22 protein-coding genes are annotated in these 26292 nt (G+C 67.7%); 11 read left to right on the top strand and 11 right to left on the bottom strand.

The features are described 5' to 3' along the window. Together A5648_RS16405 and A5648_RS16400 are read right to left on the bottom strand one after the other, a co-directional pair. On the bottom strand, positions 1–1152 hold the full coding sequence (locus A5648_RS16405) for a hypothetical protein (protein WP_065025562.1): 1152 nt from the start codon (positions 1150–1152) through the stop codon (positions 1–3). After that, complete coding sequence (locus A5648_RS16400) at positions 1152–2078, bottom strand: metal-dependent hydrolase (RefSeq protein ID WP_065025600.1); 927 nt, start codon at positions 2076–2078, stop codon at positions 1152–1154. The genes A5648_RS16405 and A5648_RS16400 overlap by 1 nt, the downstream gene beginning before the upstream one ends. An 81-nt stretch (positions 2079–2159) precedes the next feature. Here A5648_RS16400 and A5648_RS16395 point away from each other — a divergent pair, with 81 nt between their 5' ends. The 3 genes from A5648_RS16395 (at position 2160) to A5648_RS16385 (ending at position 6141) form a co-directional block, all read left to right on the top strand. Beyond that, positions 2160–2768, top strand: a complete 609-nt coding sequence (locus A5648_RS16395) for a TetR/AcrR family transcriptional regulator (protein ID WP_065025561.1) — start codon at positions 2160–2162, stop codon at positions 2766–2768. A gap of 98 nt (positions 2769–2866) precedes the next feature. Next, positions 2867–3298, top strand: coding sequence for an MmpS family transport accessory protein (locus tag A5648_RS16390; protein ID WP_428844348.1), 432 nt, complete (start codon positions 2867–2869; stop codon positions 3296–3298). Then, complete coding sequence (locus tag A5648_RS16385) at positions 3295–6141, top strand: RND family transporter (protein ID WP_065025559.1); 2847 nt, start codon at positions 3295–3297, stop codon at positions 6139–6141. Before A5648_RS16390 ends, A5648_RS16385 begins: the two co-directional genes overlap by 4 nt. Here A5648_RS16385 and A5648_RS16380 read toward each other — a convergent pair. The 3 genes from A5648_RS16380 to A5648_RS16370 all read right to left on the bottom strand — a co-directional run bounded on the left by A5648_RS16380 (position 6107) and on the right by A5648_RS16370 (position 9606). Further along, positions 6107–7261 (bottom strand): PPE family protein, encoded by a 1155-nt coding sequence (locus A5648_RS16380; RefSeq protein WP_065025558.1) that lies wholly within the window; start codon positions 7259–7261, stop codon positions 6107–6109. The two genes, A5648_RS16385 and A5648_RS16380, sit on opposite strands and share 35 nt — an antisense overlap. Before the next feature lie 116 nt (positions 7262–7377). Beyond that, positions 7378–9204: a fatty acyl-AMP ligase gene (locus A5648_RS16375; protein ID WP_065025557.1), complete on the bottom strand. Its 1827-nt coding sequence runs from the start codon at positions 9202–9204 to the stop codon at positions 7378–7380. 21 nt (positions 9205–9225) lie between these two features. After that, positions 9226–9606, bottom strand: coding sequence for a hypothetical protein (locus A5648_RS16370; RefSeq protein ID WP_234787448.1), 381 nt, complete (start codon positions 9604–9606; stop codon positions 9226–9228). A 285-nt stretch (positions 9607–9891) separates the two neighbouring features. On the opposite strand from A5648_RS16370, the gene aceA reads away from it, so the two are divergent. Further along, on the top strand, positions 9892–12186 hold the full coding sequence (gene aceA / locus A5648_RS16365) for an isocitrate lyase ICL2 (protein WP_065025556.1): 2295 nt from the start codon (positions 9892–9894) through the stop codon (positions 12184–12186). Between the two features lie 23 nt (positions 12187–12209). Here aceA and A5648_RS16360 read toward each other — a convergent pair whose 3' ends face one another. The 3 genes from A5648_RS16360 to A5648_RS16350 all read right to left on the bottom strand — a co-directional run bounded on the left by A5648_RS16360 (position 12210) and on the right by A5648_RS16350 (position 15503). Continuing rightward, complete coding sequence (locus A5648_RS16360) at positions 12210–12857, bottom strand: HD domain-containing protein (protein WP_065025555.1); 648 nt, start codon at positions 12855–12857, stop codon at positions 12210–12212. A 32-nt stretch (positions 12858–12889) separates the two neighbouring features. Beyond that, the gene (locus tag A5648_RS16355) at positions 12890–13612 is read right to left on the bottom strand and encodes an SDR family oxidoreductase (protein ID WP_065025554.1); all 723 of its coding nucleotides are present in this window, start codon (positions 13610–13612) and stop codon (positions 12890–12892) included. Between the two features lie 169 nt (positions 13613–13781). Next, positions 13782–15503: a hypothetical protein gene (locus A5648_RS16350; protein WP_131810584.1), complete on the bottom strand. Its 1722-nt coding sequence runs from the start codon at positions 15501–15503 to the stop codon at positions 13782–13784. Between the two features lie 348 nt (positions 15504–15851). Between A5648_RS16350 and A5648_RS16345 the strand changes: the two genes are divergently transcribed. From A5648_RS16345 to A5648_RS16325, 5 genes are all read left to right on the top strand, one after another. Further along, positions 15852–16799 carry a helix-turn-helix domain-containing protein gene (locus tag A5648_RS16345; protein WP_065025552.1) on the top strand — a complete coding sequence of 316 codons (948 nt, stop codon included), beginning with the start codon at positions 15852–15854 and terminating at the stop codon, positions 16797–16799. A gap of 13 nt (positions 16800–16812) precedes the next feature. Further along, the gene (locus A5648_RS16340; protein WP_065025551.1) at positions 16813–17241 is read left to right on the top strand and encodes a tautomerase family protein; all 429 of its coding nucleotides are present in this window, start codon (positions 16813–16815) and stop codon (positions 17239–17241) included. Positions 17242–17345: 104 nt separating this feature from the next. Then, complete coding sequence (locus tag A5648_RS16335; RefSeq protein ID WP_065025550.1) at positions 17346–17972, top strand: UbiX family flavin prenyltransferase; 627 nt, start codon at positions 17346–17348, stop codon at positions 17970–17972. Continuing rightward, positions 17969–19567, top strand: a complete 1599-nt coding sequence (locus A5648_RS16330; protein WP_065025549.1) for a UbiD family decarboxylase — start codon at positions 17969–17971, stop codon at positions 19565–19567. Before A5648_RS16335 ends, A5648_RS16330 begins: the two co-directional genes overlap by 4 nt. Positions 19568–19592: 25 nt before the next feature. Further along, on the top strand, positions 19593–20537 hold the full coding sequence (locus tag A5648_RS16325) for a GlxA family transcriptional regulator (RefSeq protein ID WP_065025548.1): 945 nt from the start codon (positions 19593–19595) through the stop codon (positions 20535–20537). A gap of 11 nt (positions 20538–20548) precedes the next feature. Here the strand turns inward: A5648_RS16325 and A5648_RS16320 are convergent, their stop codons facing one another. The 3 genes from A5648_RS16320 to A5648_RS16310 are packed head-to-tail and all read right to left on the bottom strand — an operon-like array spanning position 20549 to position 23564. Continuing rightward, entirely contained in the window at positions 20549–21535 is a 987-nt protein-coding gene (locus A5648_RS16320; protein ID WP_065025547.1) for an NAD-dependent epimerase/dehydratase family protein, read from the bottom strand. Positions 21536–21578: 43 nt separating this feature from the next. Next, positions 21579–22292, bottom strand: coding sequence for an Rv0518 family GDSL lipase (locus A5648_RS16315; protein WP_065025546.1), 714 nt, complete (start codon positions 22290–22292; stop codon positions 21579–21581). Positions 22293–22328: 36 nt separating this feature from the next. Next, positions 22329–23564 carry an acyltransferase family protein gene (locus A5648_RS16310; protein ID WP_065025545.1) on the bottom strand — a complete coding sequence of 412 codons (1236 nt, stop codon included), beginning with the start codon at positions 23562–23564 and terminating at the stop codon, positions 22329–22331. A 190-nt stretch (positions 23565–23754) separates the two neighbouring features. Between A5648_RS16310 and A5648_RS16305 the strand changes: the two genes are divergently transcribed. Both A5648_RS16305 and A5648_RS16300 read left to right on the top strand, forming a co-directional pair. Beyond that, on the top strand, positions 23755–25707 hold the full coding sequence (locus tag A5648_RS16305) for a neutral/alkaline non-lysosomal ceramidase N-terminal domain-containing protein (protein WP_065025544.1): 1953 nt from the start codon (positions 23755–23757) through the stop codon (positions 25705–25707). 101 nt (positions 25708–25808) lie between these two features. Continuing rightward, complete coding sequence (locus A5648_RS16300) at positions 25809–26267, top strand: STAS domain-containing protein (protein WP_065025543.1); 459 nt, start codon at positions 25809–25811, stop codon at positions 26265–26267. The last annotated feature ends 25 nt before the right edge of the window (positions 26268–26292 follow it).

The following is a 26292-nucleotide window of genomic DNA, read 5'->3' as shown; positions in this document are numbered from 1 at the left end:
TCACACCGCGACGGGAGCGTGCTCGGCCCGCTCGGCGGTGTCCGGCAGGATCGGCGGCACGGTGGCCGCGGCGGCGACGCTCAGGTAGGCCACCGCGAAGCATCCGATGGTGTACCAGAGACTGCCGATCGGGTCACCGTTGGCGGTCACCCCGTCCACCGCGCCGAGGTAGGCCGGCAGAGCTGTTAGCCACAGCACCGTCATGACCGCCAGGTACACCGCCGCGTAGCGGACGATCAGCGGATTGTCGTGGCGGCCCGTGGTGGCCGGGTTCAGCCTCAGCCGCCGCCACTGCATGATGAGCACCGGCAGGGCTACCGCCACGATGACCAGAAGCTCGGCGGCATAAGCGATCCCCAGCAACCTGCCGTCGGTGGCGGCACCGAGAAGGGTCGCCGGCAGCGGCAGGATGCCGGTCCCCAGCGAGGCCAAGAGGCCGATGACGATGGTGCGCCACACCACTTGCGGCCCGCTGAATCGCCTGCCCTGATCGACCTGGCGGCCGACGAACAGCTGGACGCAGAACGCCAGCGACGCCGGCCATAGTGCCGCGAACACCACCACGCTGCCCATCGGCACCGAGGCGAACATGGGTTGGTTGAGCGGGTTGTCCACCGACCATTCCCACCAGCGCAGCTGCGGGCCGAGGTGGTCGAAGATCTCGTAGAAAACGTGGTGGACGAAACCCACGCAGATCGCACCGACGACGACGCCGTAGCGGCGGAACACCCCTAGGATGCGGACGATCTCGAAGGCGACGGTGGCCATCATCGGATAGATCGCGACGATGTACAGCGGCAGCCGGCCCCACAGGAAATCAACGGTGAACACGTTGTGCGCGAACATCGTATCGACATGCTCGCTGATGCCGAACGCCGCCGGGAAGTACAGCGGCGGCTCGATTATCAGCAGGTAGGCGATCGCGCCGAACCACAGCGCCAGGTTGGTGGCATCGCCGTGGCGCCGGAACCGGTTGATCGCGTAGACCAGTGCCAGCACCGCCCCGATGATCACGGTGAGCTCCAACACCGGCAACGTCCAGTTCTCCAGCTGCAACGGGTTGCGGAACTCCACCAGACCGCCGGCCTCCGAGCAGGAGAACCCCAGCGATTGGGCGAGCTGCTCGAAAGTGGGTGCACACAAGTCGGACATCAGGCGCTCTTCTCCTCGGCGGTGTACCACTTGGTCACGTCGTAGCCCTGGTCGTAGCGGGCGAACCACTCCTCGGCCAGAACCGGGATCTTCTCGTGCGCCGGTTGATGATTGGGCAGCTGACTACGCACGATACCGTTCACGGCGGTGAGCACCTCGCCTTTGGGCAGATGCTTGAAGGCATCGACGACCGGCCCTTGATCGGCCGGCCAGCCGAACGGCATCCGCCGCCGCCAGGCCTGTTTGCCGCGGTAGGTGCTGAACAGCGACAGCGCATCGACTTTGCGCTCGGCCAGCGGGATGTGCTTGTTGAATCCCAGGCACGCCACCTTGATCACGCTCATCACATGTTTGAAGATCGACGGCGCCATCCGCATCCGGTACCACGGGTCGCCGACGACGGCGTCGTAGATGATCAGCGCGGAGCTGCGATGCTCGACCTCTTCGACGAAGTGCCACAAGAACAGTGACGCGACCCGGTCATCGCCCGGCGCGAACAGCGTGTCGTCGTGATCGAGCATCAGCTTGAACACCGGCGTGAAGGTCGCCTCGAGATCGGCGGTGTAGGCCAGCCGGTAGCGCAGCGGTGTCTCGGCGACCAGTCGGTCGAACATCGCGTTGCACTCGTCGAGGGTCTCTTTGAGCCCCGGGTAGGCCTTGATCAGCGCCCGCGCGTGCCCGCGATGGGCCATCGAGTGCTGGCCTTCCTGACGGACGAAGGCATCGGCCTCCGCGGCGATCTCCGGGTCGGTGATCGTCGGCGTGACGTCGGCCATCGTCGAGACGATCATCTTCTCGAACCCGATGGCCAGTAATGACACGGCGTTGGCCATCGACGAGAACGCCGGGTTGGCTTCATTCCACAGAAAGGGCACGGGATGATCGGCGAATGCGAACCGCAACTTGCGCACGATCAGGTCGGTCATGGCCACCTCAGCAATCAACATACAAATGAACGTCCTCGCGTATGATTGTTCGATGCGTGACGGTTGTCAAGGGGTCCGCTGATGGCACGCCGACGCGGCTGGGGCGGTAACCCGCCCCGCAACGACGAAGAAGCCGGCCGGCGGATCATCGCCACGGCCGTCGACCTGGTGGCCGAAACGGGCTCGGCGGTGTCGTTGGCCGACGTCGCCGCCTCGCTGGGCGTCATCCGGCAGACGGTGTACCGCTACTTCCCCACCGCCGACGCCCTTATGCGCGCCGTGGCCATCGCCTCGGTCGACGACTTCCTCGACCGGCTGACCGAACACGTCCAGGGCATTCACGATCCGGCCGACGCACTCACCGAAGGAACCCTTTACACCCTGGACGCCGTGGCCCGCTCCCCCCAGCTGGGCGCGATGCTGTCCTCCACCTCCCCGCTCAACCGGGAGATAACGTCGCAGGAGTCCTTGGCATTGGGAATGCGGATGATCGACCGGTTCGACGTCGATTGGTCGCAGCACGGCTACGACGAGCCCAGCCTGCGTGAACTCGTCGAATTCACCCTGCGGATCATGCTGTCGTTCATCGTGGCACCCAACGATCCCGATCGCTCCCCCGACGAGCTTCGCCGCTTCCTGCGCCGCTGGCTCGGCGAAGCGGTCGCCGCCCAGAAACGGCGCACCACCTAGCTCGAATCGACTCCGCCGACGGTCACCGGCCACTTGGTCATATACCCCAGGGGGTATAGTGGGCCCATGGAACGGAACGGAGGTGCGGCGTGAGTGCGATAGGCGCGATCACTAAACGGACCTGGCTGCCATTGGTTGTCACGCTGGCGGCGGCGGCCGGAGCCATGGCCGTGATCAACCTGCGCGGCGCCTTCGGATCCGACGAGATCTTCGGATGGGATGGCAGCGGCTCCACCCCGATCGCATCGATCAACGAAAAGCGAGTCGTCTACGAGATTTTCGGGCCCCACGGCGCCACCGGCGGAGTCAGCTACCTCGACGAGCAGACCCGACCCGTGCAGTCGACGTTCACGGCACTCCCCTGGTCTCTCACCATGACCACGACCAACCCGGCCGTGGTCGGCAACCTGGTGGCCCAGGGCGACGCCGATGGGATCGGCTGCCGGATCACGGTCAACGGCGACATCAAAGACGAACAGCACGCCACCGGGCACCACGCCCAGGTCTTCTGTCTGGTCAAAGCCGCATGAGCGCGCACGACAACCCCCGCCCGGCATACATGCGCCTGATCCGCCGGCTCGCGTGGCCGCTGATCATCTTCTGGCTGCTGCTGACCGTCGGCCTCAACGTGCTGGTGCCGCCGATCGAATCGGTCGCGCGCGAACACGCCGTGACGATGTCCCCACAGGATGCGCCGTCGCTGATCGCCGCCAAGCACATCGGCGCGAAGTTCGACGAATTCGACTCCGACAGCATGGTCATGCTGGTGCTGGAAGGCCGGACCGAACTCGGAGCCGACGCCCACCTCTACTACGACACCCTGATCGAGAAGCTGTCCGCCGATCACCACCACGTGCAGCACATCTCCGACCTGTGGGGTGATCCGATCACCGCCGCCGGCGTACAGAGCACCGACGCCCATGCCGCCTACGCGCAGATCAACACCGCCGGCGACCAGGGCAGCACCCTGGGCAACGAGTCGGTCGACGCAGTGCGCAAGATCGTCGCGTCGGTCCCGGCGCCCGATGGGGTGAGCGCGTATGTCACCGGCCAGGCCGCGCTGACCACCGACATGACCGAAGCCGCCGACAAATCCATGCTCAAGATGATGGCCGTCACCGGCCTGGTCATCATCATCATGCTGGCGATCGTCTACCGCTCGGCTGCCACGGTGGCGCTGGCTCTGGTGATGGTCGGCTTCGAGATGGGCACCGCCCGCGGATTGGTTGCGCTGCTGGGAGACCGCGGCCTGCTGGGGTTCTCGACATTCGTGGTCGCGATGCTGTCGTCGCTGGCGATCGCGGCCGGCACCGACTATGCGATCTTCCTCATCGGCCGCTACCACGAGGCCCGCAACGCCGGCGAGGACCGCGAAACCGCCTGGTACTCAATGTTTCGCGGCACCTGGCATGTCATCTTGGGCTCCGGGCTGACCATCGCCGGGGCCTCGTTGTGTCTGCACTTCGCCCGGCTGTCCTATTTCAAAGCGCTCGGCATCCCGTCGGCGTTGGGCCTGCTGGTGGTGATCGCCGGCGCGCTGACCGTCGCGCCGGCCGTCGTCGCGGTGGCCGCGCCGTTGCTAGACCCCAAACGAGTCGAGGGACGCGGCTGGCGGCGCATCGGCACCGCGACCGTCCGCTGGCCCGGTGCGGTGTTCGTGGGCGCGCTGCTGGTCACGCTGGCCGGGATGCTCGCGGTCCCGGGCATGAAGATCAGCTTCAACGACCGCTACTACATCCCGGCCGATCTGCCGGCCAACGTCGGCTACGACGCCGCCGAACGCCATTTCAGCGCCGCCCGGATGAACCCCGACGTGCTGATGGTCGAAGCCGACCATGACCTGCGCAATCCGGCCGACATGATCATCTTGGACCGGATCGCCAAGAACATGTTCCGCACCCGCGGAGTGGAGAGGGTGCAGAGCATCACCCGGCCGCTGGGCAGCCCGATCGAGCACACTTCGATCCCGTTCCAGATCAGCATGCAGGCCGTCCCCATCCAGGAGAACCTGCAGTTCATGACCGACCGGCTGTTGGACATGGTCACGATGAGCGACGATCTGGGCGCCACCGTCGACTCGATGGTGCGGCTGCGGGATCTGGTCACCCGGATGAACACCACCACCGAGAACATGAACACCGACATGGCCGCTATCAGCCAGACCGTCGACGAGATCCGGGACCACATCGCCGATTTCGACGACGTCGCCCGCCCGGTCCGCAATTACTTCTACTGGGAACAGCACTGCACGGGCATCCCGGTCTGTCATGCCATCCGGTCAGTGTTCGACGCCTATGACGGCATGGACAAGTTCAGCGAGAACATGGTGCCGCTGCTGGCCGACATGGCCGACATGAATGCGGTGATGCCGCAGATCGTCGGGCAGTTCGACCCGATGATCGCGGTGGCCGAATCCATGCGGGGCAGCCTGTTGACGATGCACTCGAGCGTCTCCAGCCTGGTCACCCAGATGTCGCGGATGACCGACACCGCCACCGAGATGGGCCGGGCGTTCGACGCCGCCAAGGCCGACGACTACTTCTATCTGCCGCCGGAAGCCTTCGACAACCCGGACTTTCAGAAGGGCCTGCAGCTCTTCTTGTCGCCGGACGGCACCGCGGCCCGGTTCATCGTCACCTACGACGCCGATCCGGCTACCCCCAAAGGCATTTCGTTCGTCGAACCGATGCTAGCCGCCGCCCACGACGCCGTTAAGGGGACGCCGCTGACCAACGCCAAGTTCTATCTCACCGGGACCGCGGCGGTGTACAACGACATCCAAGCCGGGTCCGCCTACGACATCCTGATCGTCGGGGTGGCCGCGGTGACGCTGATCTTCATCGTGATGCTGCTGCTGACCCGGGCGCTGGTGGCCGCCGCGGTGATCGTCGGCACCGTGCTGTTGTCGCTGAGCGCGGCGTTCGGGCTGTCGGTGCTGGTGTGGCAGCACATCTTCGGGCTGCCGCTGAACTGGATCGCCCCGGTGTTCGGCGTCATCATCCTGTTGGCGGTGGGCTCGGACTACAACCTGCTGCTGGTCTCCCGCTTCCAGGAGGAGATCGGCGCCGGAATCAAGACCGGGATCATCCGTTCGATCGGCGGAACCGGATCGGTGGTCACCGCGGCCGGCCTGGTGTTCGCGTTCACGATGATGTCGATGGCGGTCAGCGACCTGTACTCGATCGGCCAGGCCGGCAGCACGATCGGGCTCGGACTGCTGTTCGACACCCTGATCGTGCGCTCGTTCCTGACGCCGTCGATCGCGGCGCTGCTCGGCCGCTGGTTCTGGTGGCCCCTCAACGTTCAGCGGACGCGCCGCACCGACCGTGAGATGGTGGCTACCCCGCTGCCGGTGACCGCGGGATCACCGTAGGACGGAAGTCGTACTGGGTGGCCGAGGCACCGAAACCGCCACGGCCGCCCAGGTTCCCGAACGGAACCATCGGCGGAATCGCCGACGCGGGCCCCATTCCCGCCGGAGCGACCCCGCCGGTCATCGGCAGCGCCGCGGCCGCCGGTGTGGTGGCCACCCCCATGCCGGTCCAGGCCGGCGGCACCGACAGTGCCCCGATCGAGGCGGCCCGGCCCAGGCCGGCCGTGGCAGCCTGCCCTCCGGTGAAGCCGGTCAGGGTCACCGAACCCGCAGTACCGGCCACCGCGGCCGGGGCAGCGGCCAGACCAGCGGCAGCACCCTTGGCTCCGTTGGTCCCGGTCATCAGCATCCGCATCAGCATGCTCATCGGCATCATCGCCATCCGCAGCGGCATGGTCAGCGAGGTCAGGCTGGACAGTGATGCCGTCGAGGAACCCGACGGCGTCTCGGTCACCGGCGCCGCCAGCGTCTGCAGCGCCGCCGGGGTCGTCGAGATCAGTTGCGGCCCTTGGCTCATCAAGGTCTCGGTGTCGGCACCTGTGGTGGCCGCAGCAGACTGCGCCACCGAAGAGGCCTGGCTGGCTTGTCGGGTCGGGTCGGTGGTCTGCGGCGGTGAGGTGAACGGCGTGACCCGGGTGGCCGCTGCCGACGCCGCCGCATAGCCGTACATCGCCGCGGCGTCCTGGGCCCACATCTCCAGGTACTCCGCCTCGGTTGCCGCGATCGCCGCGGTGTTCTGGCCCAGGATGTTCGTCGCGATCAGCGTTGCCTGCAGGCCGCGGTTCGCCGCGATCAACGGCGGCGGAACGGTTGCCGCGTAGGCGGTCTCATACGCCCCGACCGCCGCGGTGAGCTGGGCGGCCGCTTGCTGGGCCTGGGCGCCGGTCGCGCTGAGCCAGGTGGCGTAGGGGCTGGCCGCAGCCGCCATCGCCAGTGCCGACGGCCCGATCCATGCTCCGCTGGTCAGGCCTTCGACCACCGAACCGTAGGACGCTGCGGCCGAATTGAGCTCGGCGGCGAGCTCCTGCCAGGCGGTTGCGGAACTCAGCAGCGAACTCGGGCCGGCACCGGCGTACATCCGCGCCGAATTGACCTCCGGCGGCAAGGCTCCGAAATCCATTGCCTCCCCTTATGACCTGGCCGGCGATCCACACCGACGAGCCGATTTAGGAAGGTTATCTAGCTATTTTTGGTGCCCGGCATGTCTGCGCTGTGCGTCCGCTGTGCGCGGCGCCGTCAGCGCGGATCCAGCGCGCCGGCGAGGTACTGCGCACGGCAGGCGGTACGCCCGAGTTTGCCGCTGGTGGTGCGCGGGATCGCCCCGGCCGGCACGAACAGGACGTCGGCGGCGATCAGCCCGTGCACCCGCGACACCTGCGCTCGGATCGCCTCGATCGCCGGCGCGGGATCCTTGCGTCCGGTGCCGGTGGCGCGCTCGGCGACGATGACCAGCCGGTCGCTCGTGTCTGCGGTGAACGCGACCACGTAGCCGCTGCGCACCATCGCCGAGGCCTGCGCGACCGTTTCCTCGATATCGTGCGAGTAATGGCTGCGGCCCTCGATGGTCATCAGGTCCACCGTTCGGCCGGTCACATAAAGCTCGCCGTCGAGATAGAACCCCAGATCGCCGGTGCGCAGCCAGGTTCCGTCGCTCGGCACGCGCTGCGCGTGACTGCCCTGCGCCAGCCGGCGCCGCAGCCGAGCGCCGAAGGCCCGCCGGGTCTCCTCGGGGCGGCCCCAATAGCCGGCGGTCACGTTGTCGCCGTGCAACCAGATCTCGCCGACGTGGCCGTCGGGCAGTTCCTGGCCGGCGTCGGCGTCGACGATCACCGCCCACAGGCTGCGCGCGACCCGGCCGCACGACACCTGCGCCACCGCATCGGGGGCGTCGGCGGCCACCGGCACCGCGCGCCCCGCGCCGAGCTGCTCGCGCCCCAGGTGCAGCACGCTGGCCTCGGCGTCGGGGTCGATGGTCGCCACGAACAGCGTGGCTTCGGCGATCCCGTAGGACGGCTTGATCGCGGTGCGCGGCAACCCGTAGGGGGCGAAGGCCTCGTTGAACGCCGTGATCGCCGGCATGCTCACCGGCTCGGATCCGATGATCATCACCACGCCGGATAAGTCGATGTCGGCGCCCGAGGCGGGCAGCCCACGCTGAGCGGTCAGTTCGTAGGCGAAGTTCGGTGCCGCGGTGACGACCCGGCCGCGCCGCGAGGCGTCCGACAGGGCGTGGATCCAGCGCTGCGGCCGGCGGATGAACGCGGTCGGTGAGATCAGCGTGGAGTGTCCACCGTAGACCGCGGGAAATCCGATCATCGACAGGCCCATGTCATGGTAGAGCGGTAACCAGCTGAGCCCGTGGGTGTTTCGGTCCAGCATGTCGATCGACAGGATCATCTGCAGCAGGTTGGTCCCCACCGCGCGGTGGGTCACCCGCACACCGACCGGCGCGCGGGTGGTGCCCGAGGTGTACTGCAGGTGTGACACGTCATCGACGTCGATGTCCACCGGCACGAATTCCGCGGCGGCCGAATCCGGGATCTCGTCGATGACGACGACGTGCGGCTGCAGCTGCTGCGGCAGTGCGCGCAGAAAGTCTTCGACGATGTGCCGCACCGCTGCCGTGGTCAGGACCGCGACCGGGGCGGAGTCGCGCAACGCGGTGTCGAGGCGTTCGGCGTGTCCCGGCAACTCCGGGGCGAACAAGGGCACTGCGACGGCTCCGCGCTTGACCGCCGCGTAGAACCCGGCGACGTAATCGAGGCCTTGGGGCGCCAGGATCGCCACCCGGTCGCCGCGCTCGGTGAGTGTTTGCAGCCGGGCGGCGATGGCACGCAACCGCCGACCGAACTGCGCCCAGGTCAGTTCGATGGCGCGGCCCTCGTCCGGTCCGGCGTAGTCGAGGTAGCGGAAGGCCACCGCGTCGCCGACATTGGCGATGTTGCGGTCGATCAACGAGATCAGGGTGTCCCCCGGCGGTAGGACGATGCCGCCGTGCTCGTCCAGGCACTCCTCGATCTGGATCAGGCCCTTGAGCGCCGCCGGGTGCGTCGGGTGATCCATTCCCGCAGTCTAAGGCGGGGATCACATCACCGGTTCGTGCAGCGCCAGGCTGATGAAGACGTAGCCCATACAGATCAGCAGGTTCAGCGCGGCGAGCATCAGCCCGGCCACGATGAGTGCGTGCACGAGGCGGCGGCGGTTGCGCTGCGAGCGGGCCAGGCGCTGCTCGCGTTTCATGGCGGTCGCGGTGAGTGCGAACATGTAGTCGATCGACTCCGCGGCCGCCAGCGGTGCGCCGGCCGTCAACTCGCGCAGGCGGGCCGCCGGGATCTGGACGCCGACGCCGGCGAAGCGCCGGCTCATCCGGCGCGCGCCCCAGCGGCCGACCGGGTGATCCACCGAAGCGATGTGCTGCGGCGGCTGACCCCAGGGGGTGGCCCAACGGTCTGACCCGGCCGTCATAACTCTCACCCTAACCGCGAAATCACCCGGATCCACCGGCTTCACGCAACTTTGGCGGCGTCGCCGGCAGCGCGCAGAAGATGTAGAGCAAAAGTGGGTAATCGTTCAGCGAGCGGCGGCACAATCGTGGGAGTAACACCTGCGGTTCCCGGCGGTTCAGCGAGGCTCGACGGAGGAGAGACGAAGCTGGGACCGCCGCAACAGCACGGCGGTTCAGCGAGGCTCGACGGAGGAGAGACGAAGCTGGGACCGTCGCAATAGCACGGCGAACAGGAGCGTAATTCCATGACGACCATCGAGACAAACGCGAGTGCACCAGGCCAACGAGACATCGAGGCTGACATCGAGGCGACCCAGCAATATTTCGACAGCCCGCGTTTCGAAGGAATCACCCGCCTGTACTCCGCCCGCCAGGTGGTCGAGCAGCGCGGCACCATCCCGGCCGACTACATCGTGGCGCGCGAAGCGGCGACCGCGTTCTACGCCCGTCTCCGAGAGCTGTTCGCCCAGCAGAAGAGCATCACCTCCTTCGGGCCCTATTCGCCCGGCCAGGCGGTGGTGATGAAGCGAGTCGGGATCGAGGGCATCTACTTGGGCGGCTGGGCGACGTCGGCCAAGGGCTCCATTACCGAAGACCCGGGCCCCGACCTGGCCAGCTACCCGCTGAGCCAAGTGCCCGAGGAGGCCGCCGGGCTGGTGCGTGCCCTGCTCACCGCCGATCGCAATCAGCAGTACCTGCGGTTGAAGATGACCGACCAACAGCGTGCCGCCACGCCCGCGGTGGACTACCGGCCGTTCATCATCGCCGACGCCGACACCGGTCACGGCGGTGATCCGCACGTGCGCAACCTGATCCGGCGTTTCGTCGAAGCCGGTGTCCCCGGCTATCACATCGAAGATCAGCGACCTGGGACCAAAAAATGCGGGCATCAGGGTGGCAAGGTGCTGGTGCCCTCCGACGAGCAGATCAAGCGGCTGAACACCGCCCGGTTCCAGCTGGACATGATGGGGGTGCCCGGCATCATCGTGGCGCGCACCGACGCCGAGGCGGCCAACCTGATCGACAGCCGCGCCGACGAGCGCGACCAGCCGTTCATCCTGGGCACCACCAACCTGAAGATCCCGTCCTACAAGGCCTGTTTCTTGGCCATGACGCGGCAGCTGTACAACTCCGGGATCACCGAGATCAACGGTCACCTGCTCTATGACCTGCCCGACGGCGAGTACGCCGCCGCCGACGCCTGGCTGGAACGCAGCGGCATCAGCGCGTCGATCACCAAAGCCGCCGAGGGCTGGAGCAGCGACGGCCGACAGCCCGTGGATGGGCTCTACGACGAGATCGAATCGAAGTTCGTCGAAGCCTGGCAGAACGACGCCGGACTGATGACCTACGGCGAAGCCGTCGCCGAGCTGCTGGAGTTCGCCGAAGGCGAAGGCGAGCCACGCAACATGACCGCCGCGCAGTGGCGCGAATTCGCCGAACGCGCACCGTTTTACACGGCCCAGGCGAAGGCCGCGGAGTTGAACGCCGACTCCGGCTGGGACTGCGAGCGGGCCAAGACCCCCGAAGGCTACTACCAGGTGCGCGGCGGCATTCCCTATGCGATCGCCAAGTCGCTGGCCGCCGCGCCGTTCGCCGACCTGCTGTGGATGGAGACCAAGACCGCCGACCTCGACGACGCCCGCCAGTTCGCCGAGGCCATCCACGCCGTGTATCCCGACCAGATGCTGGCCTACAACCTGTCGCCCTCGTTCAACTGGGACACCACCGGCATGACCGACGAACAGATGCGGGCCTTCCCCGCCGAGCTCGGCAAGATGGGGTTCGTCTTCAACTTCATCACCTACGGCGGGCACCAGGTCGACGGCGTGGCCTCCGAGGAGTTCGCGGCCACCCTGCTGCAAGACGGCATGCTGGCGCTGGCCCGGCTGCAGCGCAAGATGCGGTTGGTCGAGTCGCCCTACCGGACCCCGCAGACCCTGGTCGGCGGGCCGCGCAGCGATGCCGCGCTGGCCGCCTCGTCCGGCCGCACCGCCACCACCAAGGCGATGGGCGCCGGCTCCACCCAGCATCAGCACCTGGTGCAGACCGAGGTGCCCAAGAAGCTGCTGGAGGAATGGCTGGCGATGTGGGCCGAGCACAATCAGCTCACCGACAAGCTGCGGGTGCAGCTACGCCCGACCCGCCCCGGATCGGATGTGCTCGAACTCGGGATCTTCAATGACGACGGCGAGAAGCTCGCCAACGTGATCGTCGACCCGATCAAGGACCGGCACGGCCGCAGCATCCTGACGGTGCGCGATCAGAACACCTTCGCCGAGAAGTTCCGCCAGAAGCGGCTGATGACGCTGACCCATCTGTGGCTGGTGAACCGGTTCAAGGCCGCGGCGGTGCACTACGTCACGCCCACCCAGGACAACCTGTATCAGACCGAGAAGATGAAGGCGCACGGCATCTTCAGCAGCGTGCACCAGGAGGTCGGCGAGATCATCGTCGCCGACGTGAACCAGCCGCGCATCGACGAACTGCTGGCACCGGACCGCGAGGCGCTGGGCAAGCTGATCCGCAAGGAGGACTGAGCGCGCTGCCGGGGCGGAGCCGGCTACTCCGGCCAGCTGTTGCCCAGGATGGTCTCGACGAAATCGCCGCGGACGAACGACGGGTCGTAGTGTGCGAGCACATCGGCGTTGACCGTGCCGAACGTGCTGTCCGGGCGGTGCCTGAAGCCATCGGCGAACGCGTGCAGGATGCGGCGCTTGAAGTCGGGTCGTGGATGCGCGGCGGTCACCGCCGCCAGCAGATCCGGTGCCAGATCGTCGCGGCCGATGCCGAGCACGTCGGTCTCCACGCCGGCGGTGACCAGCGCGATCTCCGGGTTGAGGAACTCCGGGATGTTCGGGGTGGTGTGCAACGCGATGCCCAGCCAGACCGTGCGGGCATCGGCCTCGTCGACGCCGCGCTCCAGCAGGAAGTCCCGGGCGGCGTTGGCACCGTCGACCTCGAAGCGCAGTGCGGACTCGCGGTAGCGCTCGGTCAGCCCCAGGTCGTGAAACATCGCCCCCACGTAGAGCAGTTCCAGGTCGGGGGTCAGTCCGCGCCGGGCTCCTTGCAGGGCACCGAAAAAGAACACCCGGCGCGAATGATGAAACAGCAGATCATTTTCGACGTCGCGGATGTAGTCGGTGGCATCGCGCACCAGCGCGGTGTCGGGGATCGCGATCCCGGCAACGGTTTCCAGTGCTGCGTTCATCGCTGCGGCTCCTTTCGATTCGGCGAATGTACTCACCCGGGTAGGCTTCCGCCGCCGTCCACCCGGACGATCTGTCCGGTGATATACCCGGCGTCCTCGTCCAGCAGAAAGCAGATCCCATGGGCGATCTCCGCCGGCGTGCCGACCCGATGCATCGGAATGCTCTGCAGGAACAGGCTTTCCCGCTCCGAGCCGACCGGGCTGCGCTCGCGGTACATCTCGGTCTCGGTAGGGCCGGGCGACACCGCGTTCACGGTGATACCCGTCTCGGCGAGTTCCACCGCCCAGATCCGGGTGCAGGTTTCCAGCGCGGCCTTCGCCGACGCGTAGGGGGTGCGCTCCGGAGTGCCCAAGGTGGTCAAGCTGGTGACGTTGACGATGCGCCCCCAGCCGGCGGCGCGCATCCCGGGCAGGACCGCCTGCACGACCTGAACCGCGGCGCGAACATTGAGATCGTAGGTGTCGAACAGGTGGTCCAGATCGATCGACCCGATCCGGCCGAAGTGCGCAAAGCCCACATTGTTGACCACCGCATCGACGTGGCCGTCGGCGACGATGGCCGCCAATGTGTCCGCGGTTGCCGCGCGGTCGGCCAGGTCCACCGGATAGAACGGCCCCGGGAAGCTCTCGGGTGCGGTGCGGGCGATCCCGATCGGTTGAACTCCACGCGAGGCGAGCCGGTCGGCAACCGCGCGCCCAATTCCCTTGGAGGCGCCGGTGATCAACACTCGCCGGTCCGGCCTCTTCTCGGGCATCAGTTCTCCTCTCGACAACACTTCGATCCGATTCTGGTCGCCCAGCCGGCGATCCAGCCATGGCAGATGTGCCGTAGATCCCACAGAATGCGACCTCGGGCGGCACGGAAATGCACACGCCCAGGCGGTGGGCGCCTACCGCCTGGGCCGTGCTGGCTGACTGGACTGCCTAGATATCGAGGCCGAGGAAAGCATCCCCCGGGTCCAGCAGCGAGGAGGCGTCGAAGCCGCCGAACAGTGCGCTGAGGTCCACGTTCCCCAACGGTGTCACCAAGAGGTCGGTGACGGTGCTCGCGGCGCCGTCCAGACCCGGGATTGCGGTGTAGACGTTGGCGAAACCGCCGCCGAAGTTGAACACGTCATACACCGAGCCGATCGCGGGCAGATCCGCAATGTCCACACCGGTGGCGGCGGTGACGCCGTCAACGGTGAACGCGGTGTTGGTCAGGCCCAGCAGCTGCGTCACGGTCTCCGCGGTGTGCACACTGCCGAGCTGTTCGGCATCGGCCCCGGTTCCGTCGTAGACGTGGAAGCTCTGCGGTGCCAGCTGTAGCAGGAGCGAGGTGCCGGGGAAGGTGGCGACACCGCCGCCGATATTGAGCAGCGGCGGCGCACCGATGGTCTGGAAGACCGGGGCGAAACCCTCGGTCGCGTTGTCACCGGATCCGGTGAACGGATCGAAGGTGGTATCGCCGATGCTGAAAGCATCCTTGCCGATTGCCGTTTCGGCCAACCCGGTGAACGCATCGCCCGGGTCCGGCGGCTCCGCCGCATCGATACCGCCGAACAGTGAGCTGAGGTCCATGCTCCCCATCGGTGTGATCAGGGTGTCGGTGACGACACCGTCGACTCCCGGGGTGGCGGTGTAGATGTTCGTGAAACCGCCGCCGAAATTGAAGGCGTCATACACTGTCCCGACAGCCGGGAGGTCGGCGGTGCTGCCGCCCTCGACCGCGGTCGTGCTGGCGACGATCAGCTGGGTGTTGGTCAGCCCCAACAGGCTCGTCACGTGCTCGGAGGTGGCGATGGTGCCGACCTGCGTGGCCGCATCACCGGAACCGCTGTAGACGTCGAAGCTCTGCGGAGCCAAGATGATTCCGCCGTTTGTGGCATCCTCGATCGAAGCGCCCCCGATATTCAGGAACGGCGCGGCTCCGGTCAGTGCTGCGACCGGGGCGAAACCCTCCGTGATGGAGCCGTCGGTTTTGGTGAACGGGTCGAGGGTGAACCCGCCGATCGCGAAGGCGTCCTCGCCCCCGCCGGCCGCACCGGCTTCCAGCTCGACGAAGGCGTCGCCGGGCTGCAGCAGAGGCGCAGCGTCGATACCGCCGAACAACGGGGTCAGATCGATGTTCCCGAACGGCGTCACGAAGGTGTCAGTGACGGTGTCCGGGCCATCGTCGGCACTCACGATGGCGGTGTAGACGTTCGCGTAGCCGGCGCCGAGGTTGAACACGTCGTAGACCGATCCCACCGTTGGTAGCGACACATCGGTCGCCGGTGGCGCGCCGACGACGGTGAACTGGGTATTGGTGAAACCCGCCAGGTTCGCCACCACCACACTGGTGTTGATGCTGCCGAGGTCGGTGCCGTCGGCGGGATCGAACACCTCGAATTCCTGGCCGGCCATGGGCCCGCCGAATGCGAATCCCCCACCCAGAGTCAACAGGGGCGGAGCGCTGGTGAGCGGGTGAATGAGGGCGTAACCCTCCTCGTCGCCATTTACCGGATCGAAGGTGAAACCGCCGATCGTGAACGCGTCAGCGCCCGTTGCGCTGGGGCCGACCGGGACTGGGTCGGTGGCGTCGACCAAGGCTGCAGCCTCGACGTCGAACCGGCCGGCGGTCAGCGCCACATCCCGACGAATCTGGGCTATGTCGGTCTCGCTCACCGGTAGAGAGCACACGACGACGCTCGCGCTTGCGGCCGCGGCGCCAGCGGCGACGCACAACCGGATCCGGGCCGCGGGCCCCCCGGCGGTTGCGCCTGGGTGACAGAACAACTGCATGACTTCTCCTCTGCTGAGCGTGGTTACGTCGGCACGACACCGAGCGCCGCGACCGCCCCGTGGTCTTACCAAAGTGGTGGTGCCACGGCGTGTCTGCGACGAGCGGCATGTACACCGGACACGCACCTGCGTCGCAGCGGCCGTCGGTGCCGGCCGGCGATGTCGGCTGTTGTGGGAAAGATGTCGCATTGGCCCCAGTACGTGCGACGCACCGAAGCGGACACTGCTGGGGTGACGGCACCTCCGATATCGATTCCTGATGTGATCGCGCACCGATTGGGCTTTGCCCCGGAACGCCGCCTCGCCACACCGGACGGGTCGCTATCGGCGGCGATCTGGCGGTTCCGCAACAGGCCGTCCTACGAACTGTGCCGCAGCGCAGATCGGAACACCGACGTCATCGCGATGCCGATCAGCGGACGCCACCACCACACCTACTTCGGCAATGGCCGGCTGAAATGGAGCCGCTCGCATCCGGCATTCCACCTGAACATGGTGGTGGCCGGCGAGCAACCGCGCGGGCTGTTCATCTCCGACCAGCCGTTCACCTATCTGCATGTCTACGTGCGGCACGCCCTGGTCGAGCGGCTGGCCGTCGACAGCGGCGTGCTGGCCGTCGGCCGGACGGTAACCCTCGTCGACCCGATGTGTTCCCACGATCCGTTCGTCGAATTCGTCTTCCGGCAGATTCTGCGTGAGATGACCTGTGGCGACAGGATTTCCCGGACGATGCTGAGCGCCCTGGGCCAGCAGCTGATAACGGGCCTGCTGCGACGGCATTCGAGCGTCTCCGGCTCACGACCTCTGGCAGCCAAACTCGGTGCCGGCTACCACGATTGGCGTCTCCGGCGCACCATCGAATATCTCGAGGCGCACCTGGCCGACGACCTCGATCTCGGCGAGATCGCTGCGTCAGTGTGCCTGTCGGTGCCACGCCTTGCCGCGCTCTTTCGAGACGCGACCGGCGACCCACCGCGCCGCTGGCTGATGAACCGCCGCTTCGCCCGAGCGTGTGAGCTGCTTGCGACCTCGTCGCTGAGCGTCACCGAGATCGCTCACCAGTGCGGATTCGCCAGTTCCCAACATCTCGCCACAGTGATGCGACGGCGGCACGCGATCACGCCGAGCGACTTCCGGCGGCAAGTGCTGGGATCACACGCCTACCAGGAACGTTGTTGAAAGGAATCCTGACATGCCCATCTATCAGTGCTACAGCCCGGCCGGGCTGCTCAGTGGGCCGCAAAAAAGCCGAATCGCGAAGGAGATCACCGCGATCCACACCAAACAGACGGGAGCGCCCGAGTTGTTCGTCAACGTGCTGTTTCACCAGATCGCCGACGGGGACTGTTTCGTCGCCGGGAAGACCGCCGCCCACTCGTACCTTTTCGGGCTGATCCGCCACGGGCGCGATCTCGACACCCGCCAGCAGATGCTGCGTCAATTCTCGCGGATGTGGGCCGAGGTGACCGCGCAACCGGAGGCCGAGTTTCTGGTCGTGCTCACCGAGGCCGACCCGGCGAACGCCATGGAAGCCGGGTTGGTCTTGCCCGAACCCGGCCAGGAGACCAGGTGGTTCGCCGAGAACCACTCCCGCCTGACCGCGTTGGGTAGTGCGACCTGACACCTGTCGACGCGTCGCATTCTGTGGGATGCGCGGCGGAAATGCCCCTCTGCGCCGGGAGGCGGTCACCACAGACTGAGGTGGCGTTCAGAAGGAGGAAGCAGATGCGATTAGTGGTTGGCATGACCGGAGCGACCGGCGCCGCTCTGGGAATCCGTTTATTGGAAGCGCTGGCGCAGCTCGGCGTCGAAACCCATCTGGTCCTCAGTGAGTGGGCCCGGGCGACGATCAAGATCGAGACCGACTTCAGTGTCGCCGACGTGCGCGCGATGGCGACGCATGCCTACAGTGCCCGTGATCTGGCCGCGGGCATCTCGAGTGGATCCTTCCGCGCCGATGGCATGGTGGTGTGCCCGTGCAGCATGAAAACCTTGAGCGCCATCCGGATCGGTTTCAGCGACAATCTGATCACCCGAGCCGCCGACGTCACGCTGAAAGAGCGCCGCAAATTGGTGCTGGTCACCCGAGAGGCACCGCTGAGCGAGATCCACTTGGAGAACATGCATTACCTGGCGCGGGCCGGTGCGGTGATCTTTCCGCCGACGGTGGCTTACTACGCCCGCCCCAGCACGGTCGAGGAGGTCACCGACTACGTGGTCGGCCGCATCATCGATCAGCTCGGGATCGAACATTCGCTGATCGACCGCTGGAAAGACGATCACCACCCGATCCCGGCGGGCGGCGACCAACCCGGTGACGCGCGGTTGGCCGTAGTGCGGAGCGCGCAATGAGCACCGCGCCAACCCTTTCCGGTACCGCAGACTCCGCCGGGCAGCCGGATCAGCACACCGGTCCGGATCTGCGCAGCTGGCTGGACACCCTGGAATCGGCCGGACAACTGAGCCGCATCACCGCGGCCGTCGACTGGGATGAGGAGATCGGTGCGATCACCCGGGCCAATCTCTGCCTCGGTGGCCCGGCGCTGCTGTTCGAGAACATCACCGGCCATGAAAACACCCGCTGCACCAAACTATTGACCTCGGCGATCGGCAGCCGACGCCAGGTCCAGTTGCTGCTGGGCCTGCCCGAGGGCACCGGCGATTCGGCCATGGTGCGTCATCTTCGGGAGGCGTTCCGCAACCCGGTTCCCCCGCGCATCGTCGAGACCGGACCGGTCAAGCAGAACATCATCGCAGGCGCCGACATCGACCTGCGGGAGTTCCCGGTGCCGAAATGGCACGGCGAGGACGGCGGCCGCTACATCGATACGTTCTGCGGCGTCATCACCCAGGACACCGTGACCGGCCGCGACAACATCGGCCTGTACCGGGGCATGATCGTCGACCGCGACAAGATCGCCAAACTGCTGGTTCCCAGCCAGGGTTGGGGCGGCCACATGGCGCAATACAAACCGGAGCCCATGCCGGTGGCAGTGGTGTATGGATGGCACGATGTGCTGACCTTCTGCGCCGGCAGCCCGTTTCCGAAGAACATCTGCGAGTGGGACATGATGGGTGCCCTGCTGGGCCGCCCGGTGGATCTGGTGGCCTGCGAGTCGGTTCCGCTGCACGTGCCGGCGACCGCCGAGATCGTCGTCGAGGGATACATCGATCCCGACCCGGCGACCTTCGTGATGGAGGGCCCCTTCGCCGAATACCCGGGCTTCATCGGCGATGCGGCACCCGCGCCCGTACTGCGCGTCACCCGGATCACCCACCGCGATGATCCGGTGCTGCGCGGCACCCTGGAAGGCATCCGGCCGGGCCTTCTCAACGAGGACAGCATCGTCAATTTCGCCCGCTCGGCCATCAGCTGGAACGTGCTCGACGATCTCGGTATCGGCGGCATCACCGACCTGTGGATGAGCGAGGTCACCAACGGGCAGAACACCGTGGTGCAGATCCAAAAGCGCTACCGGGGCCACGCCCAACAGATCGCCTCGGCGCTGTGGGGCACCGGGGGCTCGATGTGGTTCCACAAGAACGTCATGGTCGTCGAAGAGGACATCGACATCCACGACCCGGCCGCCCTGGACTGGGCGATGTCCTACCGGGTCAACGCCGGACGCGGCGACATCGCGTTCTTCGGGCCGGGCCTGGGCTCCTCACTGGATCCGTCCACCCCGCCGGAACGCAACGACACCAACAAGTACGGCAGCGGCGAATGGACCCGAATGCTCATCGACGCCACCCGCAGCTGGGACATCGACCCCAGACCGGCATGGGGAGGGCGGCGATTCCCGCCGACGGACCGACTCGCCCCAGAGTTGGAAGCCCGCATCGCCGCCCGCTGGCAGGAGTACGGAATCGGTATCCCCTACCTCGACGACGCTGGACGCGAACGGCTGACGCTGGCGCAGCTGAGCGCGCGGATGCCGCAGGTATGAGGGCGGTTCGGTGAGCAAGACGGTGATGCTCGTCGTCTTCGACGGCGTGAAACTTCTGGACATCGCGGGACCGGCCGAGGTGTTCGCCGAAGCCAACCGGTTCGGCGCGGACTATCGGCTGACCGTCGCCTCGGTGGACGGTCGCCCGGTGCAGACTTCGGTCGGGGTGCCGTTCACAGCCACCGGCCGGATCTCGGCGCTGGAATCCGCCGACACGGTGATGGTCGCCGGCGGTGATGCGCTGGTCGGCCGGCCGATCGATCCCGAACTGGTCGACGCACTGAAGACGGCGGCCACCCGTACCCGGCGGCTGGCCTCGGTGTGCACCGGTTCGTTCGTCTTGGCTCAGGCCGGGCTGCTCAGCGGCCGTCGCGCCACCACCCATTGGCGCCATGCCGGGCGACTGGCCCGCGCCTTCCCCGACATCACCGTCGAACCGGATGCCATCTTCGTCCGCGACGGCGACGTCTTCACCTCGGCAGGAGTGTCGTCGGGCATCGACTTGGCCCTGGCCCTCGTCGAGCAGGACCACGGTACCGAGGTCGCCCGCGAGGTGGCCCGAACCCTGGTGGTGTACCTCAAGCGGGCGGGCGGTCAATCGCAGTTCTCGGTCCTGGTTGAAAGCTATTCTCCGCCATCGCAATCCACGCTGCGGGGTGTTCTCGACTCGATCGCGGCCGATCCCGGGGCCGGACACACCGTGAAGAGCCTGGCCGCCCAGGCGTCGCTGAGCACCCGCCAACTGACCCGGCTGTTTCGCGCCGAGCTCGGCATTACCCCGGCCCGCTACGTCGAAACGGTCCGGATCGACATCGCCCGCGCCGCGCTCGACGCCGGCCGCAGCGTCACCGACACGGCGCGGCTGGCCGGTTTCGGCAGCACTGAGACGTTGCGGCGAGTCTTCGCCACCCACCTCGGCATCTCGCCGAAGGCCTACCGAGACCGATTCCGCAGCAGCGCCCAGCGGTAATCCATAGCCGGCTACCCGCGGATCGCCGCTGCCGTATCGGCCAGGGTTTCTTGCGGATCCCGCAACACGACGCCGAGGTCGCGTTCGGCCGGTGAATCGTCGGAGGCCGGCATCTGGGTGTAGTACTGCATCCCCGCCTCGGTGAACGGCGTGCTGATCGGCAGCACCCGCTCGGCCTGATCCAGCAGGCGCCCGGCCCAGCGCAGCGCGATGTCCGGCACCGGCGCGGCGAGCATGGCCGAACCGGACACCGTGGCGAAAAGCCCGGCCAGCTGCCGCGCGGGCACCCGATGCCCGCCGGCCATGTAACGCCGCGGACCGCGGCCGGGCTCAAGCAGCGCCACGTGCAACGCCGCCAGGTCGCGGACATCGACGATCAGCCAGGCCGCGCTGCGGCCCGGAATCACCCGCATCTGCAACGCGGCCCGCACCCCCTCGCCCGCCTCACCGAATCGGTCTCCGACCGGCGGACCCAGCACCATGCCCGGGTAGGTGATGTTGACCGGGGCACCGGCTTCCTGCAGACCGCGCACGTAGCGCTCCTCGCGGGCTTTGGACCGGCCGTAGCCGTCGGAGCCGCCCGCCACCGGCAGGTCCGCGCGCAGCGTGCCCAAGCCGGGGCGGAACAGCGCGGTGAAGCTCGAGACGTGAATGATCGGGTCCAGCCCCAGCTCGACCGCGCCGCCGAGCACGTTGCGGGCGCCGTCGGAATTGGTGGCCATCATCTGGTCGTTCTGCCGCGGGTCGGTGGCGACCAGCGCGGCCGCATGCACCACGGCGTCGCAGCCGTCCAGCGCGCGCCGCACCGAGTCCGCGTCGGTGATGTCACCGACGACGTGATCCGAGACGTCGACGCCGAGCCGCTCCACGCTGGTGTGCAAGCCGGCCGGGTTGCGAACCAGGAACCGCACCTGGTGACCGGCGTCGCTGATCGCTTTAGCGGTCCAGCCCCCGACGAATCCGGTTCCTCCGGTGATCAACACGCGCGTCGCAGTCATGCCCCGATTCTGCTATGGCCCGGGATCTGGCAAGGCAGCCGCGTCAAGTGCGCTTGGGTAACTGGCCGGCGATCAGCGGCACCATCTTGTCGGCCATGTAGGCGTGCCCGGCGTCGGTGGGATGCACGCCGTCGGGACCGATCAGCTCGGGCCGGCCGACGAACCAGCGTTCGGCCAGCGGGTCGACGAACTCCGCCCCGACGACGCGCGCCTCGGCACTCAAGATGTCGCGGATCCGCCACACGCTGGCGGGTACCTCAGCGGTGGGCCACGCCGGCCCGATCACCAGCATCCGGGCCACCGGGGTGATCCGCCGGGCCAGGCCCAGGGTCTCGGCGACCAGCCGGGTCAGCTCACCCGGCTCGACATCCTGGTCGTTGCGCGAGCCGAAGAACACCACCAGCGCGTCGTCGGGTTGCACTCCCCGAGCCGTCAGATCCCCGAAGAGACCGCCCCGGTTGCCGCGCACGGCGTAACCGGCGCCGCCTTCGGCCACCACGTCGGCGCTGACGTAGATGCCGCGGCCGGCCAGGATCTGCCACGCCCGCTCGGTCCAGTTCGCCGCGCCGCGACCGGTGTCTTCATACCCGGAGGTGTAGGAGTCACCGATGACGGCGACTCGGATCGGGGAGGCGCTCAGCGGCACGGTCTCGTAATGGCGGGCTGAGTCACGATCGCGGGCCAGGTAACCGGTTCCCGCCACGACGGCGACGACGACCGCCGCCAGCGAGACCGCGAACGTCATCACCCGGCTCACAGCTCACCTCCCCGATCGGCGGCCACGGTCAGCGTTTCAGGAGACACTGACCGGAACCGCCGCGGTGCGCTGGTCAAGGATCTCCTCGACCGGTTCGACGGCCAGCGGGTCCTCGGCGGGGCGCACCTGCGCCGTCTCGGGCCGGGCACCGATCATCCTGCGCATCCAGCGCCGGCCCGGCTCCTCGACACCGTGGAACAGCAGCACCGACAACAACGTCGACGCCGCCAACAGCCCGCACACCATCCACTTGGCCGCGGTCGCCCCCTCGTCCAGCATGATTTCGAATTGTATTGCGGCCCAGTTCCACGCAGTGTGCACCAGCTCGTGAACCATGTACAAGCAGAACGAGATCTGCCCGCCGTAGACCATCAGCCGAGTCGACAGCAGTGCCGGCAAGCTGCCGGTTCCGATCGCCAGCGCCATCACCAACGGCACGAACAGCACGTCGACCAGTCCGCCGCTGTCGTGGAGCCCGGAGATCGGATGCGCATCGAAGTAGTAGAGGACGCCGACGATCGCGGCGATGAGCAGCGCGGAGCAGTATCCGGCGGCGCGGCGGGAGCGGCCGGTGGGCGCCATCTTGCGCACCGCGGCGCAGGCCAGCGCACCCGCGGTGAACTGCATGACGATGCGCGGCAACCAGCTCCACGGGGTGTAGAACTGGCCGGTGGCGAGCATCAACAGCAGCGGCGGCAGCGAGACGATGATCGCCAGTGCGGCCAGGCCACGCGCCGACGTCGCCCGCATCATCCGGTAGACCACCAGGATCAGCCCGCCGAACAACAGGTAGGCCAGCCATTCGGCGCTGATCGACCAGGCCGGCCCGTCCCAGCTGGACCCGTCGAAGAACGGCTCGAACCACAGCTGCACCAGTAGGAGCTGGCGCACGTAGCTGGTCGCGGTCAGCCGGCTGAGGTCTTCGGTCGGCACGTGGCCGACGTGCAGGGTGAAGATCACCCAGAGCAGCGCGAGGTGCAAGGTGACCAAATAGATCGGCCAGACCCGGGCCAGCCGCAACCACAGGAAATGCAGGGTGGCCCGCGGCGAGAACGACTCCCCCATCCGTTCCAGGTAGTTCCAGGTCAGCACGAATCCGCTGAGGATGAAGAACAGGTCGACGCCCTGGGCTCCCCGGTCCAGCACCGGGGCGAGCGCGTCGCTGAAGGCCGGTGAAGCCAGTCGCAGCAGCGGCCGGAAATGAAACAGCACCACCCATACCGCGGCGATGATGCGAAGCCCGGTGAGGGCTTTGATCTCTCCGCTGCGCACGACACTCTTTCGCCGGTGGGCTCTGCTGTCTCGGCTGCCTGAGATGCGGGCCCGCCGAGATGGCCCGACTATCGGCAGCCGCAACCGGTGGCCGGCAGCCATCGCAGACTAGCAGCGGGACCGTCCTCGGTGAAGTTGCCGGCCGGGTGCGCCTGCTGGGTTTTTGCCGGCCGGTGTGAATACTGAAGCGATGCCAGAGCAGTATCGGGTGGGTCGCGGGATCGCCGACATCACCGGCGAACCCGCCGAGTGCGGAATGCTCGGTTACGGCGTGGCCTCCCAGCAGACTTCCGGGCTGCACAACCGGCTGCGCGCCCGGGCGTTCGTGTTCGTCGACACCGCCACCAGCGCCCGGCTGCTGCTGGTCGTCTGCGAACTGCCGCTGCTGCTGGAAAGCGTGCACCGCGCGGTGCTCGGGCGCCTCGCCGCCGATCACGGCGAGCTGTACACGTTCCGCAACGTGATGCTGACCGCCACGCACACCCATTGCGGGCCCGGGGGGTACTCCGATCACCGGCTCTACAACTCCAACACCGGCGGGTTTCGGCCGCAGACGTTCACCGCGATCGTCGACGGCACCTGCGAGGCGGTCGAGCGCGCGCACGCCGACCTCGCTCCCGCCACGTTGAGCCTCGCCGTCGGCCGGTTGCACGACGCCAGCACCAACCGCTCACCGTCGGCGTTCGCCCGCAATCCCGAAGCCGACCGCGCCCACTTCCCCGACGCCATCGACCCGCAGACCACCCTGCTGCGCATCGAACGCGGCGGCCGGCTGGTCGGCGCGGTGAACTGGTTCGCCACCCACGGCACCTCCATGACCAACCGCAACACCTTGATCAGCGGCGACAACAAGGGCTACGCCGCCTACCAACTGGAGCGCCTCGACCGCGGCGTCGACTACCTGGCGCCCGAACCGCCGGACTTCATCGCGGCCTTCGCCCAGACCAACACCGGGGACATGTCACCGAATCTCAACCACCGGCCCGGCAGCGGGCCCACCGAGGACGAGTTCGAGAACACCCGGATCATCGGGGCTCGGCAGGCCGCCGCCGCCACCGACCTGACGACCGGGCACGGCAGCGAGGTCACCGGCGGCCTGGACGCGCTGGCCAGCTACGTCGATCTGTCTGATTTCGAGGTCTCGGCCGAGTTCACCGGCGACGGGCGAACCCATCGCACCGGCCCCGCGCTGGCCGGCGCGGCGGCGCTGGCCGGCACCGACGAGGGGCCCGGGCCACTGCATCCGCTGGTCAGACAGGGCCGCAACCGCATCATCGATGCGCTGGTCACCAGCACCGTCTACCGCCTGGCTCCGCGCCTACGCGACGCACACGCACCCAAGGGAGCGATGGGCCCGGGCAGCCGGCTGAACAAGGCCCTGGCACTGATGCCCAACGGTGGCCCCATCCAGCTGCTGCGCATCGGGCAGCTGTATCTGATCGGCATCCCCGCCGAAGTGACGATCGTGGCTGGGCTGCGCTTGCGCCGCACCGTGGCCGCGATCGTGGGCGCCGAGCTGCGGGATGTGCTGGTCGCCGGCTACAGCAACGGCTATCTGCACTACGTCACCACGCCGGAGGAGTACGAGGAGCAGCGCTACGAGGGCGGCAGCACGATGTTCGGCCGCTGGGAGCTCGCGGCGCTGCAACAGGTGGTCGCCGGGCTGGCCACCGCGATGCGCGAGCGGCGGCCGGCGCCGAACGGCAACGCCCCCGCCGCGCCGGCCCGCGCCCGGCGGTCACGCCGCCACCCGTACCCGGACGAACCGGCCCCGGGCCACCGGTTCGGCGACGTCCTGCAGCCGCCGCAGCCGCGGTATCAGCCGGGGACCACCGTGGCGGCGGTGTTCGCCGGCGCCTACCCGAACAACGACCTGCACCGCGGCGGCACCTACCTGCGGGTTGAGCGCGAAACCGGCGAGGGATGGAGCACCGTGGCCGACGACGGCGACTGGTCGACGACGTTGCGTTGGCGCCGCGCCGGCCGTCGCGGCTCCGCCGTGACGGTGACCTGGGCGGTGCCCGAGGACACCGCCGCCGGACGCTACCGACTGCGCTATCACGGCGACGCCCGGGGGCGCGACGGCCGGGTCAAGGAGTTCACCGGAACGACCGAGCCGTTCGATATCTCACCAAAGCGTTAATCGGCCGCCCAACGCGCCTTAACTTCACCGCCTAACGTCGGGAAATGTCACGGTCGGATATCAGCCGGCAGTGGTCAGACAATGGGAAGCGGGGGCTGGGCATGGCTATCACCATCACCACACGGGGCACAGCACGGATCGGTCAGCAGAACAACCCCACCGTCGACTGCGGTGGCGCGCAGATCCGGGCACACTCCCGCCACCTGGCGACGGTGATCACGATCCGGGGCCGGATCGATTCCGCCAACGTGGACCAGCTCAGTGAGCAGGCTCGTCGCTTCGTCCTCGCCAAGGAACCGCTGCTGCTGGACTTGAGCGGGGTCACCTCGTTCGCGGCCGCCGGTATCTGGCTGCTGTGCGTAATCGACGGTGACTGCCGTGCCGCGGGTGTGGACTGGACGCTCATCGAGGGCCCGGCGGTCAGCGAGCTGCTCGGCGACTTCGATGAGGACGCCATGTTCCCGACGGCGCGGTCGGTGGAGCAGGCGCTGCACACGCTCGCCGACGGCAACGACCAGCGCCGCCAGGCGCTGCTGCCGCTGTTCCAGAAGTCGGCCTGAGCCGAGGCTTCGCCGCAGCGCTGCG

The organism is Mycolicibacter sinensis (assembly GCF_001673565.1).
Lineage (GTDB): Bacteria > Actinomycetota > Actinomycetes > Mycobacteriales > Mycobacteriaceae > Mycobacterium > Mycobacterium sinense_C.
This window is presented reverse-complemented; position numbering and strand designations above follow the sequence as displayed.

What these genes read in the sequence shown, in the direction of transcription:
- A5648_RS16405 (WP_065025562.1), bottom strand. Translation starts at nt 1,152, where the DNA reads ATGTCCGACTTGTGTGCACCCACTTTCGAGCAGCTCGCCCAATCGCTG.
- A5648_RS16400 (WP_065025600.1), bottom strand. Translation starts at nt 2,078, where the DNA reads ATGACCGACCTGATCGTGCGCAAGTTGCGGTTCGCATTCGCCGATCAT.
- A5648_RS16395 (WP_065025561.1), top strand. Translation starts at nt 2,160, where the DNA reads ATGGCACGCCGACGCGGCTGGGGCGGTAACCCGCCCCGCAACGACGAA.
- A5648_RS16385 (WP_065025559.1), top strand. Translation starts at nt 3,295, where the DNA reads ATGAGCGCGCACGACAACCCCCGCCCGGCATACATGCGCCTGATCCGC.
- A5648_RS16380 (WP_065025558.1), bottom strand. Translation starts at nt 7,261, where the DNA reads ATGGATTTCGGAGCCTTGCCGCCGGAGGTCAATTCGGCGCGGATGTAC.
- A5648_RS16375 (WP_065025557.1), bottom strand. Translation starts at nt 9,204, where the DNA reads ATGGATCACCCGACGCACCCGGCGGCGCTCAAGGGCCTGATCCAGATC.
- A5648_RS16370 (WP_234787448.1), bottom strand. Translation starts at nt 9,606, where the DNA reads ATGACGGCCGGGTCAGACCGTTGGGCCACCCCCTGGGGTCAGCCGCCG.
- aceA (WP_065025556.1), top strand. Translation starts at nt 9,892, where the DNA reads ATGACGACCATCGAGACAAACGCGAGTGCACCAGGCCAACGAGACATC.
- A5648_RS16360 (WP_065025555.1), bottom strand. Translation starts at nt 12,857, where the DNA reads ATGAACGCAGCACTGGAAACCGTTGCCGGGATCGCGATCCCCGACACC.
- A5648_RS16355 (WP_065025554.1), bottom strand. Translation starts at nt 13,612, where the DNA reads ATGCCCGAGAAGAGGCCGGACCGGCGAGTGTTGATCACCGGCGCCTCC.
- A5648_RS16340 (WP_065025551.1), top strand. Translation starts at nt 16,813, where the DNA reads ATGCCCATCTATCAGTGCTACAGCCCGGCCGGGCTGCTCAGTGGGCCG.
- A5648_RS16335 (WP_065025550.1), top strand. Translation starts at nt 17,346, where the DNA reads ATGCGATTAGTGGTTGGCATGACCGGAGCGACCGGCGCCGCTCTGGGA.
- A5648_RS16330 (WP_065025549.1), top strand. Translation starts at nt 17,969, where the DNA reads ATGAGCACCGCGCCAACCCTTTCCGGTACCGCAGACTCCGCCGGGCAG.
- A5648_RS16325 (WP_065025548.1), top strand. Translation starts at nt 19,593, where the DNA reads ATGCTCGTCGTCTTCGACGGCGTGAAACTTCTGGACATCGCGGGACCG.
- A5648_RS16320 (WP_065025547.1), bottom strand. Translation starts at nt 21,535, where the DNA reads ATGACTGCGACGCGCGTGTTGATCACCGGAGGAACCGGATTCGTCGGG.
- A5648_RS16305 (WP_065025544.1), top strand. Translation starts at nt 23,755, where the DNA reads ATGCCAGAGCAGTATCGGGTGGGTCGCGGGATCGCCGACATCACCGGC.
- A5648_RS16300 (WP_065025543.1), top strand. Translation starts at nt 25,809, where the DNA reads ATGGCTATCACCATCACCACACGGGGCACAGCACGGATCGGTCAGCAG.